A 14,673-nucleotide genomic window follows, 5' to 3' on the forward strand; every position below is an offset into this window, starting at 1 on the left:
GACGAAAATATGTCCGGACCCGCCGTTTGACGGGTCCGGTTTCCGTCTGGCCGCAGCCCGGCTTGATTTTCATGTTCCTGTCGACGGCATTTGCCGAAAATGATAGGTTCGCGACGGAGTTGGGTTGGGTGCATTCGCGCCCAAGAACATGGGAAATGTCTTGAGAGTATCATTTCCGGTGAATGATCCCGGGTTTGCCGCGCATGCGGCAACGCCATCGACCCGCCGTGGACGCCGATGAGGCAGGATGTTGCGGATAAGGCATTGAAGGCGGTCTATGAGGCCGCTCTGATGCCGGAAACATGGCCCGACGCGATGCAGATGATTTCAGCGGCCTGCAACGCCTCGCTGGCGCTCGGCCAACTGGTCGGCAAGGACGGCTACAACGCGATCGCGAGCCGGGGCAGCGAAGGCCTGTTGCGCGACTATGTCGATGGCGGCTGGCACGAAAACAATCCACGCATGATGCGGGGTCTGGCGATAACGCAGGCCGGCTTTCGCGGTCTGGTCACCGAGCGGCAGATGTTTACGGCGGAGGAGCGGGCGCGTCTGCCGTTCGAACAGGAATTCGCGCCCAGATATGACATCACCTCCGAAGCAGGCACGATCGTCGCCTCTCATGCCGGTTCTCACTTCGTCCTGACGGTCCAGCGTGGATTGCGCGCGGGATCGTTCGAAGACGACGAATTGAAGACCATGAACCATTTTGTCGACAACGTTGCGGCGGCTTGCTCCTTCGCACTTCGCGCCAAGCTGGAGCAGGCGGCGAATATGCTCGATGCGCTGGGTGCGCGCGGCGAGGCATTGGTGCTTCTTTCGCCCGCCGGCCGCATTCTTCACTTCACGACGGCTTTTGAGACTTTGCTGACCGATCGCCTCACCGTCCGCAACAGCCATATCCATGCAGTCGAGGCCGGCGATGACGTTCGTTTGCAGGAGTTGATCGCGCGGACTGGGGAGAGGCCGGGGCTTGCAAACGAGCCTTCGAGCAGCGTGTTCCTGCGTCGCGCGACAGGCAGGCCGCTCGTCGTGCGCTGCCTGCCGATCGCGGGGGCTGCACGCGACTTCTTTGGCCTGGCACGCATGATCATGACAGTCGACGATCTCGAAAGGCCCCGGTCGACGGCGGTGCATGAGAGCCTGCGCGACGCTTTCGGGCTGACCGCCGCGGAAGTGCGTCTTGCCGTGCGTATCGGGCGGGGAGAAATGCTGCGCGCGGCTGCTACCGGGGAGGGCGTCTCGTTCGAGACCGCCCGCACGCGGCTGAAACTCATCTTCGACAAGACGGGCACGCGCCGGCAGGCGGAACTTGCCGTTCTGATCAGCCGGCTCGGCTGACCAGATTGACGCTGCCGAATTCTCCTTACGCAGCGTATTTTTCCCGTTGACGCGCTTTCGGAGCGCAACTATGGTTCGCGACCATGAAGACAGCACTCATTCTCGTAGTAGGAAGGCGCGTGGGCAAGGCGGTGTAACCGCCGGGCGAAATCCCCCCATGCGCAAGACACAGGCTCCCTCGGGGGCCTTTTTTATTGCCAAAAATACCGATACGACCAGCAAACGCAAAAAGCGGAAGAGACGGAACCAGACCGATGAGCAACGGACAGAACGAGACCGGACGGCGTGAAATGAGCGGCGCCGAAATGGTGGTACAGGCGCTGAAGGACAATGGCGTCAAGCATCTCTTCGGCTATCCCGGCGGTGCGGTTCTTCCGATTTACGACGAGCTGTTCCAGCAGGACGATGTCGAGCACATTCTGGTCCGCCACGAGCAGGGCGCAGGCCACGCGGCGGAGGGCTATGCCCGCTCGACGGGCAAGGCCGGCGTCGTGCTGGTCACCTCCGGTCCCGGTGCGACCAACATGGTGACGCCGCTGCAGGACGCGCTGTCGGATTCGATCCCGCTGGTGTGTATCACCGGCCAGGCGCCGACAATGCTGATCGGCACCGACGCCTTCCAGGAATGCGACACCGTCGGCATCACGCGGCCCTGCACCAAGCACAACTGGCTGGTGAAGGACGTCAACGATCTGGCTCGCATCCTGCACGAGGCTTTTCACGTCGCGACCACCGGCCGGCCCGGCCCGGTCGTCGTCGACGTGCCGAAAGACGTCCAGTTCGCCAAGGGCATCTACACGCCGCCGCAGACCGCGCCGCGCACCAGCTACCAGCCCAAGGTTCAGGGCGATCTCGAGAAGATCAAGGCTGCCGTCGCGCTGATGGCGGAGGCCAAGAAGCCGATCATCTATTCCGGCGGCGGCGTCATCAATTCAGGCCCCGAGGCGAGCCATTTGCTGCGCGAACTGGTCGACCTGACCGGCTTCCCGATCACCTCGACGCTGATGGGCCTCGGCGCCTATCCGGCCTCGGGCAAGAACTGGCTCGGCATGCTCGGCATGCACGGCAGCTACGAATCCAACATGGCGATGCATGACTGCGACGTCATGATCTGCATCGGCGCGCGCTTCGACGACCGCATCACCGGCCGTCTCAATGCGTTCTCGCCAAACTCGAAGAAGATCCACATCGACATCGACCCGTCGTCGATCAACAAGAATGTGCGGGCCGATGTGCCGATCATCGGCGATGTCGGCCGTGTGCTGGAGGATATGGTCCGGCTGTGGCGGGCGACCGCCAAGACCGACAAGAAGGCGCTCTATCCATGGTGGGAGCAGATCGCCAAATGGCGCGCGCGCGATTCCCTGGCCTTCAAGCCGAACAACGACGTGATCATGCCGCAACATGCGATCCAGCGGCTGTATGAACTGACCAAGCATCTCGACACCTACATTACCACCGAGGTCGGCCAGCACCAGATGTGGGCGGCGCAGCATTTCCATTTCGAAAAGCCGAACCACTGGATGACCTCGGGCGGGCTCGGCACGATGGGCTACGGCCTGCCGGCAGCCCTTGGCGTGCAGATCGCGCATCGGGATTCGCTGGTCATCGACATTGCCGGCGACGCTTCGGTGCAGATGACGATGCAGGAGATGAGCACGGCGGTGCAGTATGAGGCGCCGATCAAGATCTTCATCCTGAACAACCAGTATATGGGCATGGTAAGGCAGTGGCAGCAGCTGCTGCACGGCAACCGCCTGTCGCATTCCTACACCGAGGCGATGCCGGACTTCGTCAAGCTGGCGGAGGCTTATGGCGGCCACGGCATTCGTTGCGAGAAGCCGGGCGATCTCGATGACGCGATCAAGGAGATGATCTCGGTGAAGAAGCCGGTGATCTTCGATTGCCGCGTCGCAGCACTTGCCAACTGCTTCCCGATGATCCCGTCCGGCAAGGCGCATAATGAAATGCTGCTGCCGGACGAGGCAACGGACGAAGCGGTCGCCAACGCCATCGACGCCAAGGGCAGGGAACTGGTGTGATCTGGGCGTCGCCCGGCAAAGGCCGTGCGGAAACAAAGCAATAGCCAAGAATTTTGAGAACGAGATTCAATCATGAACGCACAGCTACAACCGACCGGCTCCGCCTATTTCATCGCCAAGGAGACCGAACGCCCGGAAAACCACACGCTGTCGGTGCTGGTCGACAATGAACCGGGCGTTCTTGCCCGGGTTATCGGCCTGTTTTCGGGTCGCGGCTATAACATCGAGAGCCTTACGGTCTCCGAGACCGAGCATGAAAAGCATCTTTCGCGCATCACCATCGTGACGCGGGGCACGCCCCATGTGCTTGAGCAGATCAAGCATCAACTCGAGCGCATCGTGCCGGTGCATCGCGTGGTCGATCTTACGGTGCTGGCGGGCGAACTGGGTCAGGACCGGCCGATGGAGCGGGAACTGGCGCTGGTCAAGGTCGCGGGTACGGGTGACCACCGTGTCGAGGCGCTGCGCCTGGCCGAAGCCTTCCGCGCCAATGTGATCGACGCCAACACCGAGCATTTCATCTTCGAGATCACCGGCAAGGTGTCGAAGATCGAGCAGTTCATCGCCATCATGAAGCCGCTCGGACTGGTGGAAGTCTGCCGCACCGGCGTGGCGGCGATGAACCGCGGCCCGCAGGGGATGTAAGCAAGCCATCCTCAAAAGGCTTCGGCTGGGCCAAAAGATCGGCCGGATGCGATGAGATGGATCGTGTTAAGAAGGTCAATGTTGCTGACTTATATTCGGTGAACGATGTCCTCGGAAGCTTTTCTTGCCCTTCTCGTCTATGCCTTCGTAACCTCGATCACGCCGGGGCCGAACAATTTCATGCTGCTGGCATCGGGCGTGAATTTCGGCTTCGTGCGCACCATTCCGCATATGCTGGGCATCGGCATGGGTTTTCTCTCCCTGCTGCTCGGCGTCGGTTTCGGGCTAGGTGCTGTGTTGACGGCCTTTCCGGCCCTGCACACCGTGCTGAAGATCGCAGGCGGTGCCTATCTGCTTTACCTTGCCTGGAAGATCGCCATGTCGCGCTCGATGGGCAAGAGCGGCGAGGCGAAGGCGCGGCCGATGACCTTCATTGAAGCCTCGGCTTTTCAATGGGTCAATCCCAAGGCTTGGGTGATGGCGATAACCGCCATGGCCGTCTACACCAATCCCGCAGCGCCCTTTCTGTCGGTGGTCCTGATTTCGGTCGCTTTCGCGCTGGTCAATCTGCCGAGCGTTTCGTCCTGGGCCGGGTTCGGCATGGCGCTGCGCGGCTTCCTGTCCGATCCGGTGCGGCTGAAATGGTTCAACATCGCCATGGGCGTTTTGCTGGCGGCGACACTGTGGCCGATGCTGAAATAGCGGTCAGAACAAGTTGATTGCCGGCTTGGTCAGCATCAGCCAGAAGATGGCGAGAACGCTGAAGAACGCCGGAAAGCCGCAGGCGAACCAGATCCGGTAGAGGCGGAAATAGCGTGCGGGTAGCTCCGTGCCGTCGGACGCTGCCTTCCGCGCCAGATTGCGCATCAGTATCTGGATATAGACGACCGGCAACCAGAACAGCCCTGTGACGACATAGAACACAAGCGAAAGCGCGATCCAGCCTTCACCGAGCGACCAGCCGATCTCATGCGCCAGCCACGCGCCTGTAATAGGCTGGAGGATGACGGCGGTTGCGGTGAAGATCGTATCGGCCAGCACAACCGTCCCGCCGACATGGGCGATGATTGCCGGATCGCGCGTTCGGTGGGCCATGACCATAAAGAAGGCGATGCCGGCGCCGGTGCCGAACAGGACAGTGGCGCCGAGGACATGAATGAGGCGCAAAAACTCTTCCATGGTTCAGCGCTCGTCCAGTATTGCGAGCGCAACCAGCGTAAGCGCGATCGACGGCAGCACTTTGACCAGCGGCCCGAGCGGATCGAGCCATAACTCCGGCGTCAGGAACGTGGCTGCCGCCAGATAGGCCAGCGAGAGGGCGATCATGGCTTTGAGCGCTATGCTGGAATAGCGACGGACAACGACGCCGAGCCCGAGCGCGATATCGGCGAGACTGGTGACGAGCGTCAGGGCAGAGGCAAAGGCGGGGGAAGCACCGGCGTCCACCAAATGCTGCGATGAGGCGCCGAAGCGGAGCAGCGCGATCGCGCCGGACACTATCCAGAACAGGCTCAGCGTGCCGAAGATGACCGGCTTGAGCAGATAGAGCCGGGCGAACCAAAGCTCCTGGACGTCTGCCGGCATGTCCGAAAGAGTTTCGGAAAGAGATTTCAGCTTCCGGTCAGGTGAGGCGAAATGCCCTGACACCCCGGCGGCAGCCACATCGAGGGCGGTGGAGCGCAGGGGTGATCGCCAGCCCAGCCCGCCAAGCAGATCGGCAACCGAAGCGACGGCGCGGGCGGCAAATGCGGGTACGGCAATGAAGGGTGCCGGAGGCAATCCCAGCCATTGGCGGTGGATGGCGACGGCCTCGGAAAGGGGAAGTGTTTCCGGCGCGGCAAGATCGAGATCGCTGCCAGGCTCGATCCTGCCAGCCAAGGCATCCGCGACGGCAGCAGTCACATCGTCAAGCGCTGCAAACTGCATTTGAGCGTCTGCGTGAACCAACGGCGTTATGAGCGGAAATGCCGCCAAGGCCCTCAGCAGCGCTGAGCCGCCGTATGCGGTTCTGCCTATGATTACGGCCGGTTTCAACACGACGAAAGGAATGCCTGAGGTTTTCAGTGCTTCGTCGGCGGCTTGCTTGGTGGACAGGAAAGGAAGGCCGGCAGCAGCGCCGTAAGCCCGTGCGGAGATCTGAACGATGAGCTTTATGTTCAAGCGGGCCGCAGCCTCATAGAGCGCACGCATGGCGTCATATTGAACGGCTGCGACATTGTCCCGGGCGCTGTCCTGTAATGCACCGGCGCAGTTTACCACAGCGTCGATATCCACCAGCAGCGGTAGCCAGGCTTCCGCGGTGAGCAGCCTGGCGATGTCGGCCGATATCCACTCAATCTGCGGCATTCGACGTTTCGGCTGCGAGACATCGCGGGCAAGAGCGGTAACGGAGTTTCCGCGATCCGACAGCAGTTTCGCAACTGCCGAACCGATGAAGCCGCTGCCGCCTAGAATCAAGACCCGCATGGCTCGACGATAACCGGTGGCCGGGTCACGCACAAACAACGGCTGGCCCAAGGCGACACGCTTGCCGACCGCGCAGGTCAGGCTTAGGTTTCGCCCATGTCACATGACCACGATCACCACCACCACGATAACGAACTTGACCCGATGGCCGCGCGGGTGCGGGCGCTGGAGACGATCCTGACCCAGAAGGGCCTGATCGATCCGGCGGCGATCGATGTCATCGTCGAGACTTATGAGACCAAAGTCGGCCCGCGCAACGGAGCGAAAGTGGTGGCGAAGGCGTGGAGCGATCCGAGCTTTGCAGATTGGCTGAAAAGCGATGCGACGGCCGCGATCGCTTCGCTCGGTTTCACCGGCCGGCAGGGCGAGCACATGCAGGCGGTGTTCAACACGGCCGACACGCACAACCTCGTCGTCTGCACGCTCTGCTCCTGCTATCCGTGGTCGGTGCTGGGATTGCCGCCGGTCTGGTACAAGGCGCCACCTTATCGCTCCAAGGCGGTGATCGATCCGCGCGGCGTTCTTGCAGAATTTGGCATAACTCTGTCTGCGGAAACGAAAATCCGCGTCTGGGATTCGACTGCCGAGCTTCGCTATCTGGTGGTCCCGGAGCGGCCCGCAGGTACTGACGGCTGGAGCGAAGAAAAGCTCGCTGAACTGGTGACGCGGGATTCGATGATCGGCACCGGGCTTGCCGGGCAAGCCGCATGAACGGGCCGCAGGACCTTGGCGGGCAGATGGGGTTCGGGCCGGTCGCGCCCGAACAGGACGAGCAGCTCTTCCATGCCGAATGGGAAAAGCGTGCGCTGGGCGTGACGCTGACCGCCGGTGCGATGGGCCATTGGAACATCGATGAAAGCCGGCATGCGCGCGAAAGCCTTCACCCGGCGGATTACTATTCGTCGAGCTACTATGAGATATGGACGAAGGCGCTGGAGGTGCTGCTTGAGCGTCATGGTTTCGTGACCGCAGACGAACTTACGCAAGGCAAGGCCCTGAGCGAGGGTACCACGCCGAAGCGTGTGCTGACGGCGGAAAACACGGCTGCGGTGCTGGCCAAGGGCGGGCCTTGCGACAGACCGGTGCCGACCGAGCCGCGCTTTGCCGCGGGCGACAAGGTGCGGACGAAGAACTTCAACCCGCAGGGCCATACGCGGCTGCCACGCTATGCGCGTGGTAAGCTTGGCACCATCGAGGCAGTGCGCGACGGCTTTGTCTTTCCCGACAGCAATGCGCATGGCAAGGGTGAGAACCCGCAATGGGTTTACACTGTCGTCTTCGATGGCCGCGAAATCTGGGGCGAGGGCGCTGATCCGATGCTGACGGTCAGCATCGATGCCTGGGAGAGCTATCTTGAACCGGCGTGAGGCGTTGCCCGGATTATCCGCCGATGCACCGGTTTTTGCCGCGCCTTGGCAGGCGGAAGCCTTTGCCATGGTCGTCGCACTTCACGAGCGCGGATTGTTTTCGTGGAGCGAGTGGGCCGAAGCGCTCTCGGCGGAGGTAAAGCAACCCGACGCTGACGAAGACGGCCATGATTATTATGCGCATTGGCTGGCCGCCCTGGAAAAGCTGCTTGCCGCAAAAGGCGTTGCGCCATCGCGGGATGTCGACCAGCTTGCGGCTGCCTGGCAGCGCGCTGCTCACGCGACGCCGCACGGCAAGCCGATCGCGCTGGAGAACGACCCGTTGCACGGTGGGTGATCGTTCCGACCTTCGACCAATCCTCCGCTCGCCAGTAGAAAGGCCATTCGTGGTGCAAGCTCTCCCGACATATGAAGATGTTCTCGCCGCCGCTCGCCGTATCGAGGGGGAGGCGCACAGGACGCCGGTGCTCACCTCCAGCACGATCGACGATGAACTGGGTGCGAAACTGTTCTTCAAGGCGGAGAACCTGCAGCGCATGGGCGCCTTCAAGTTCCGCGGTGCGTTCAACGCGCTGTCGCGTTTCACCGACGCCCAGAAGAAGGCGGGCGTGCTGACATTTTCCTCCGGCAATCATGCGCAGGCCATTGCGCTGTCGGCCAAGCTTCTCGGTATCGCCGCCACCATCATCATGCCGGATGACGCGCCTGCCTCGAAGCGGGACGCGACGAAGGGATATGGCGGCAAGATCGTCTCCTATGACCGCTACAGCGAGGATCGAGACGAAATCGGACGCCGATTGCAGGAAGAGACCGGGGCGACGCTGATTCCACCCTTTGACCATGCCGATATCATTGCCGGGCAGGGAACGGCGGCGAAGGAGCTTTTCGAGGAAGCGGGCGAACTCGATGCTTTGTTCGTCTGCCTCGGCGGCGGGGGGCTTCTGGCCGGCAGCGCCCTGTCGGCGAAGGCACTGTCGCCCCAATGCAAAATCTACGGCGTCGAGCCGGAAGCGGGCAATGACGGCCAGCAATCTTTCCGGGCCGGGCACATCGTCAGCATCAAGACACCGAAGACCATCGCGGACGGCGCGCAAACCCCATCGCTCGGGAAACTGACCTTCGACATTATCCGGCGCGACGCGGCCGATATATTGACGGCTTCGGATGCCCAGCTTGTCGACTGCATGCGGTTCTTCGCCGAGCGCATGAAGATGGTGGTCGAACCCACCGGTTGCCTCGGTTTTGCCGCCGCTCGCAACGCGCCCGAGATGGTCAGGGGAAAGCGGGTCGGCGTCATTATCAGTGGCGGCAATGTCGATCTCGGCCGGTTTGCGGCATTGATTTCCGACGGCGCGCCAGCGTGATCAAAGCCGGAACGCCGATTGCGTCTTGCCCTTCGGGCGCGAATCCTGTCTGTCGAAATCATGGAATTCTCTCCGCAACAGGATGATGCGCTGCAGGCGGTGGCGCGCTGGCTGAAGACCGGAAAACCGCAGGTTTTTCGCCTGTTCGGCTATGCCGGAACCGGCAAGACGACGCTGGCACGCTATTTCGCCGAGCATGTCGACGGGCAGGTGCAGTTCGCCGCCTTCACCGGCAAGGCGGCACAGGTGTTGCGCTCGAAGGGGGCGACCAATGCCCGCACCATCCATTCGCTTATCTACCGCCCGAAAGGCGAGGAAGCGGTGTCGGACGAGACGACCGGCAAGACCTCGATGTCGCCGACCTTCTCGCTCAACCGCCAGAGCCCGATCTCCAAGGCCAAGCTGGTCATCATCGACGAATGCTCGATGGTCGACGAGGAGTTGGGCCGCGACCTGCTTTCCTTCGGCACGCCGATCCTCGTTCTGGGCGATCCCGGCCAGTTGCCGCCGATTTCGGGCGGTGGTTTCTTCACCGAGCACGAGCCGGATTTCCTGCTCACCGAAATCCATCGCCAGGCGCGCGACAATCCCATCCTCAGGCTGGCACTCGACGTACGCGAGGGCCGCGAATTCATGCGCGGCGACTATGGCACCGCGCAGGTCATCGGCAAGGAACAGGTGACGCAGGAATTGGTGCTGGCGGCCGATCAGGTGCTGGTCGGCACCAACCGCACGCGCAAGCGCTACAACCACCGCCTGCGCGAGCTGAAAGGTTTCACCGCCAGCTATCCGCAGGCCGGCGACAAGCTCGTCTGCTTGCGCAACGACCCGTCCAAAGGGTTGCTCAACGGTTCGCTGTGGAAGGTCATGACCTCGTCGCGCGAAACGGTGAAACCGGGCATCAATCTGCTGGTCTCGCCGGAGGAGGACGATCCCGATCGCGGCGTGGCCAAGATCAAGCTGCTGAAGGCGGTCTTCGAGGACCCGGATGCTGATGTTCCCTGGCAGCAGAAGAAGCGTTTTGACGATTTCGACTATGGCTACGCGCTGACCGTTCACAAGGCGCAGGGCTCGCAGTGGAACGATATCGTGCTGTTCGACGAAAGCTTTGCCTTCAAGGATACGCGCCAGCGCTGGCTCTATACGGCGATCACGCGTGCGGCTGAACGGCTTACTGTCGTTCGATAGCCGCCTGCTTCATTCGACAATTTCGAACAGGACTGCAGTAGCGTCGTCGCTCATCTTGAAGCGCGGGAATTTGTGGCCGTCCGGGTCCTCGACGCGCTCGATCCGGCGCAATTCCTCCAGCAGGGCCGACAGGCCGGCATCGCGGGCGGCTTTCACTAAGTCGCCGACGCCATAACGGCCGTATTGATCGCAAAGGGCTGCGAAGCCGTCGGTGCACAAAAGCCCGGTGGCCGGCAGGCTGAAGGGGAGCGGTTCGGTAGCCAGATGCTTTGCCGCCGCAGGCTCTGTCCCCAAGGTCCAGACGCCTGAGTCCGACTGGTTGTATGCGGCACGGTGTTTGCGCAATTCGTCGCGCACGACCGGATCGTCCGCCAATGCCTGATGCGAGGAAAATCCGCCGGTATGGGCGATTGCCAGCCGAGCGCCGTCGCGCTCGTCGGCAAAGCCGCCCTTGATGGCGCTGGTGTCGAATTCCGCACCGTCTGCACCGAGCAGGAACAGGCGGCAGTCGCCAAGCCCATGCGTGACCACCCCACCTTCCTCGACGCGTACCATCTGAAAGCCGGCGATCGGCAGGTTCCACGGTTCGATCGGCAGCGCATTTGCCGCTTCCTGCACGACATTGGCCGCGCGGGCGTTGAATTCGTGCACGATCTCGCTCATCGGGCGTCCATTGCGCACCGTCTGTTCGAACGAATCTTTCGCGAACTGGGCAAGCCAAGCCGCATCGGAACCGTTCAGCCCGACAATGCTCTTGCCACCGAGGCCGGTCGCGCCGTCGATGACGAAGGCGCAACTGGCATTGCCGCCGGCGGCGTCTTCATTAGGGCGCGAAGGGGAGCCCGGATCGGAGATCGAATCGATGATGCGAATGTTCGGCATGATGGCGGCTGTGTGGCGCGAGGCCGTGACGGGAATGTGACCGCGTTGCTTAACCCAACGTCCGCCTGGCGTCACTCCGTATCTGTCGGCGACGCACTCAGCCAGGCCCAGGCTTCCATTTCTTCTTCGCTATCAAAATGCCTTGTTTCGACCGGGGAGGGTGGCTTGAAAAACCGCTCCAGATACCGCGCACCGCTGGATCTCCCGACCGTTGCGCAACGGCGAATATGCTTGGAGGCAATGTCGCGGCCTTCCGACGTGGTGTCGGGCGAAATCTCGCTCCAGTCGACGCCATCATTGTCCACCATCTTCACCAGCAGGTCGATCCGATCATGCAGGGCGTAGGCGCCTTCCAGAAGGCCGTAGAAATTCTCGACATCGGCTGCCGAAATATGCCCGGTGATCTCAAAGGCATATGCGTTGTCCCGGTTCGTCTCGATGCGCCGAACCGCCGGCATGGAATCCAATGGATTTAGCATGGGTGGAGCCTCCTGCTTTCAAACATTCCAATCTTGTCAGATTGGAACACACAAAGTGCGCTGTCTGTTCCATAAAGACAGGCTATAGAACGGCTGCCCTCTTCAGGAACAAGGCTGCCGACATGCCCGCAAAACTCTCCGTCAACCTCAATGCCATCGCCATGCTGCGCAATCGCCGCGACCTGCCGTGGCCGAGCGTGACCGGGCTGGGGCGGGCCGCCCTTGCGGCTGGCGCACATGGCTTGACGGTGCATCCGCGGCCGGACGAGCGCCATACGCGCCTGTCCGATCTGCCCGAGATCAGGGCCCTCATAGACGACGAGTTTCCGCAGGCGGAATTCAATATCGAAGGTTATCCGACCGAGGATTTTCTGCTTCTTGTGGAAAAGCACCAGCCGGAACAGGTGACTTTGGTGCCTGACGACCCTGCGCAGGCGACATCGGATCACGGCTGGAACTTCGTCGAGCGATCAACATTTCTGACACCGATCGTCAAGAGATTGAAGAAGGGCGGATTTCGCGTCTCGCTGTTTTCCGATCCTGATCCGTCGCAGGTTTCAGCCGCGCGCGACACCGGGGCCGATCGCATCGAGCTCTATACCGGCCCCTATGGCAGTTGCCATTCCGATTCCGGAAAAGCGCGCAGGGAGTTGGAAAAGCTCGGTAAAACGGCCGACGCGGCAATTGCCGCAGGGCTTGCCGTGAATGCCGGGCATGATCTGGTCGTTGCCAACCTGCCGGCGCTGGCCAAGCGAATTCCTGGTCTGGCGGAGGTATCGATCGGGCACGGCTTGACGGCGGATGCTTTGGAATATGGTATGGCCGAGACGACGCGGCGTTTTCTAAGGGCTTGCGGGTGGTAGGTTCGCAATCCTGGCTGCGGCGAGCTGTCGCGGTGCGACTGTTGCTATTGCGCTGCAGCAGGAGTAGATGACCGCCGCCTCATCGGAGTGTCATGCATGGCCCATACCAACCTTGGTACTGAGGCAGAACCCATACAGCAAGCAGCGCCCGCGAGCGAACACTCGCAGAATACCGGTATTCTCATGCTCGGCGCCCTTGGCGTCGTTTATGGCGATATCGGGACGAGCCCGATCTATGCGTTTCGCGAGGCGCTGGTCGCGTCCGCCAGCCGTGGGCCTGTAGCTTCCGAAGAGGCGGTTCTGGGTGTGCTCTCGCTCATCGTCTGGGCGCTGACGATTATCGTCACCATAAAATACATCATTTTTGTGCTCAGGGCCGACAACAGGGGCGAGGGCGGAACGCTCTCTCTGATGGCATTGGTGCAAGCTGTGCTGAAGAAGCGCTCCAGGATCGTGCTTGCCCTTGGCATGGCCGGTGCGGCGCTGTTCTTCGGCGACGCGGTGATAACGCCGGCGATCTCGGTTCTTTCGGCGGTTGAAGGCATGGAGGTGGTCACGCCGGCATTCGACCCCTATGTCGTGCCGCTGACGCTGCTGATCCTGGCCATACTGTTTTCCGTACAGCGCTTCGGCACAGGCCGCGTGGCCACGGTGTTCGGCCCGATCACGCTGCTGTGGTTTGTTGCCATCGGCATTTCCGGACTGATCCATATTGCCGATGCGCCGACGATCCTCTACGCCCTGAACCCCATCTACATCGTTGATTTCCTGGCGGATTCGCCGGGCGTGTCCTTCGTCACCATCGGTGCGATCTTCCTTGCCGTGACGGGCGCCGAGGCACTTTATGCCGATCTTGGCCATTTTGGCCGCAAGCCGATCGTGCTGGCCTGGCTCTGGATCGTGTTTCCCTGCCTGCTGCTCAATTATTTCGGGCAAGGGGCCTATGTTCTGGCCAATGAAGGCAGGATTGGCCACCCGTTCTTCGAGATGAATACGGGTTGGGCGCTGGTGCCGATGGTGGTGCTGGCGACGGCGGCCACGGTCATTGCCAGCCAGGCGGTGATCTCCGGCGCATATTCGCTGACACGGCAGGCCGTACAGCTCAACATGCTGCCGCGCCTCGAAATCCAGCACACGTCCGAGACGCAGCTGGGCCAGATCTACATGCCGCGCGTCAACGCGTTTCTGGCGATCTGCGTCATGCTGCTGGTCGTCGGGTTCCAGCAATCGAGCGATCTGGCGGCCGCCTACGGCATTTCCGTCACCGGCAATATGCTGGTGACGACGACGCTGCTGTTCGTGGTGATGAAGCGTATCTGGAAATGGCCGCTCGGCCTGGCGGTTGCACTGACGGCGCTGTTTGGGCTGATCGATGTCGGCTTCTTCGTTTCCAACATCGTCAAGGTCTTCGACGGCGGCTGGGCATCGCTCGTGGTTGCATTCGTGGTGATCCTGGTCATGTCTACCTGGGTGCGCGGCAGCAACATGCTGTTTGAAAAGACACGCAAGAACGAGGTGCCGCTGGACTTCCTGGCGGAGAATCTTGCGAAAAAGCAGCCCAGGCTGGTGCCTGGAACGGCAGTGTTCCTGACCAGCGACCCGCAAAGCGCGCCGACCGCGATGATGCACAGCCTCAAGCACTACAAGGTGCTGCACGAAAACAATGTGATCCTGTCAGTCGTGACCGCTCCGCAACCCTTCGTGCCCAAAAGCGAGCGGGTGAAGATGGAGAAGATCAACGACCTGTTCATGCGGGTGTCGCTGACCTTCGGCTATATGGAGCACCCGAACATTCCGAAAGCGCTGGTGATCTGCCGCCAGCAGGGCTGGAAGTTCGACATCATGGAAACGTCGTTCTTCCTGTCGCGGCGCTCGCTGAAGGCGTCGCCCAATTCCGGCATGCCGTTGTGGCAGGACCGGCTGTTCATCGGGCTGGCGCGCAGTGCTGCCGATGCGACCGAATATTTCCAGATACCGACCGGCCGCGTGGTGGAAATCGGCACGCAGGTGGCTGTCTGAGGCGAGGGGCGTCGGCCTCC

The 14,673-nt window shown here is 61.7% G+C and carries 15 protein-coding genes; 11 read left to right on the top strand and 4 right to left on the bottom strand.

The window, feature by feature from the left end; genetic code table 11:
* Nucleotides 1-264 precede the first annotated feature (264 nt).
* From WBQ96_RS06985 to WBQ96_RS07000, 4 genes are all read left to right on the top strand, one after another.
* Nucleotides 265-1,338 carry a helix-turn-helix transcriptional regulator gene (locus tag WBQ96_RS06985; protein ID WP_336548673.1) on the top strand — a complete coding sequence of 358 codons (1,074 nt, stop codon included), beginning with the start codon at nt 265-267 and terminating at the stop codon, nt 1,336-1,338.
* A 254-nt stretch (nt 1,339-1,592) separates the two neighbouring features.
* Nucleotides 1,593-3,380, top strand: a complete 1,788-nt coding sequence (locus WBQ96_RS06990; RefSeq protein WP_336548675.1) for an acetolactate synthase 3 large subunit — start codon at nt 1,593-1,595, stop codon at nt 3,378-3,380.
* A 72-nt stretch (nt 3,381-3,452) separates the two neighbouring features.
* Nucleotides 3,453-4,025, top strand: a complete 573-nt coding sequence (gene ilvN, locus WBQ96_RS06995; protein WP_091914830.1) for an acetolactate synthase small subunit — start codon at nt 3,453-3,455, stop codon at nt 4,023-4,025.
* 105 nt (nt 4,026-4,130) lie between these two features.
* Nucleotides 4,131-4,727 (top strand): LysE family translocator, encoded by a 597-nt coding sequence (locus tag WBQ96_RS07000; RefSeq protein WP_336548678.1) that lies wholly within the window; start codon nt 4,131-4,133, stop codon nt 4,725-4,727.
* A gap of 3 nt (nt 4,728-4,730) precedes the next feature.
* On the opposite strand, the gene WBQ96_RS07005 is transcribed toward WBQ96_RS07000, so the two are convergent.
* Both WBQ96_RS07005 and WBQ96_RS07010 read right to left on the bottom strand, forming a co-directional pair.
* Nucleotides 4,731-5,204 carry a DUF2269 family protein gene (locus WBQ96_RS07005; protein ID WP_336548680.1) on the bottom strand — a complete coding sequence of 158 codons (474 nt, stop codon included), beginning with the start codon at nt 5,202-5,204 and terminating at the stop codon, nt 4,731-4,733.
* A gap of 3 nt (nt 5,205-5,207) precedes the next feature.
* Complete coding sequence (locus tag WBQ96_RS07010) at nt 5,208-6,491, bottom strand: SDR family oxidoreductase (RefSeq protein WP_336548681.1); 1,284 nt, start codon at nt 6,489-6,491, stop codon at nt 5,208-5,210.
* Between the two features lie 96 nt (nt 6,492-6,587).
* Between WBQ96_RS07010 and nthA the strand changes: the two genes are divergently transcribed.
* The 5 genes from nthA to WBQ96_RS07035 are packed head-to-tail and all read left to right on the top strand — an operon-like array spanning nt 6,588 to nt 10,410.
* Nucleotides 6,588-7,202 carry a nitrile hydratase subunit alpha gene (nthA, locus tag WBQ96_RS07015; protein ID WP_336548683.1) on the top strand — a complete coding sequence of 205 codons (615 nt, stop codon included), beginning with the start codon at nt 6,588-6,590 and terminating at the stop codon, nt 7,200-7,202.
* The gene (gene nthB, locus WBQ96_RS07020) at nt 7,199-7,858 is read left to right on the top strand and encodes a nitrile hydratase subunit beta (RefSeq protein WP_336548685.1); all 660 of its coding nucleotides are present in this window, start codon (nt 7,199-7,201) and stop codon (nt 7,856-7,858) included. The genes nthA and nthB overlap by 4 nt, the downstream gene beginning before the upstream one ends.
* The gene (locus tag WBQ96_RS07025) at nt 7,827-8,195 is read left to right on the top strand and encodes a nitrile hydratase accessory protein (protein WP_442920802.1); all 369 of its coding nucleotides are present in this window, start codon (nt 7,827-7,829) and stop codon (nt 8,193-8,195) included. Before nthB ends, WBQ96_RS07025 begins: the two co-directional genes overlap by 32 nt.
* Before the next feature lie 52 nt (nt 8,196-8,247).
* Entirely contained in the window at nt 8,248-9,222 is a 975-nt protein-coding gene (locus WBQ96_RS07030; protein WP_336548941.1) for a threo-3-hydroxy-L-aspartate ammonia-lyase, read from the top strand.
* A gap of 60 nt (nt 9,223-9,282) precedes the next feature.
* Nucleotides 9,283-10,410 carry an ATP-dependent DNA helicase gene (locus tag WBQ96_RS07035; RefSeq protein ID WP_336548943.1) on the top strand — a complete coding sequence of 376 codons (1,128 nt, stop codon included), beginning with the start codon at nt 9,283-9,285 and terminating at the stop codon, nt 10,408-10,410.
* 9 nt (nt 10,411-10,419) lie between these two features.
* Here the strand turns inward: WBQ96_RS07035 and WBQ96_RS07040 are convergent, their stop codons facing one another.
* Nucleotides 10,420-11,292, bottom strand: coding sequence for a hypothetical protein (locus WBQ96_RS07040; RefSeq protein WP_336548688.1), 873 nt, complete (start codon nt 11,290-11,292; stop codon nt 10,420-10,422).
* 71 nt (nt 11,293-11,363) lie between these two features.
* Nucleotides 11,364-11,771 carry an STAS/SEC14 domain-containing protein gene (locus WBQ96_RS07045; RefSeq protein WP_336548691.1) on the bottom strand — a complete coding sequence of 136 codons (408 nt, stop codon included), beginning with the start codon at nt 11,769-11,771 and terminating at the stop codon, nt 11,364-11,366.
* A gap of 122 nt (nt 11,772-11,893) precedes the next feature.
* Here WBQ96_RS07045 and WBQ96_RS07050 point away from each other — a divergent pair, with 122 nt between their 5' ends.
* A complete protein-coding gene (locus tag WBQ96_RS07050) occupies nt 11,894-12,634 on the top strand; it encodes a pyridoxine 5'-phosphate synthase (protein WP_336548693.1) in 741 nt (246 codons plus the stop codon).
* A gap of 96 nt (nt 12,635-12,730) precedes the next feature.
* Nucleotides 12,731-14,653 carry a potassium transporter Kup gene (locus WBQ96_RS07055; RefSeq protein ID WP_336548695.1) on the top strand — a complete coding sequence of 641 codons (1,923 nt, stop codon included), beginning with the start codon at nt 12,731-12,733 and terminating at the stop codon, nt 14,651-14,653.
* The last annotated feature ends 20 nt before the right edge of the window (nt 14,654-14,673 follow it).

It is taken from the genome of Mesorhizobium sp. CCNWLY176 (genome assembly GCF_037153935.1).
Lineage (GTDB): Bacteria > Pseudomonadota > Alphaproteobacteria > Rhizobiales > Rhizobiaceae > Mesorhizobium_M > Mesorhizobium_M zhangyense.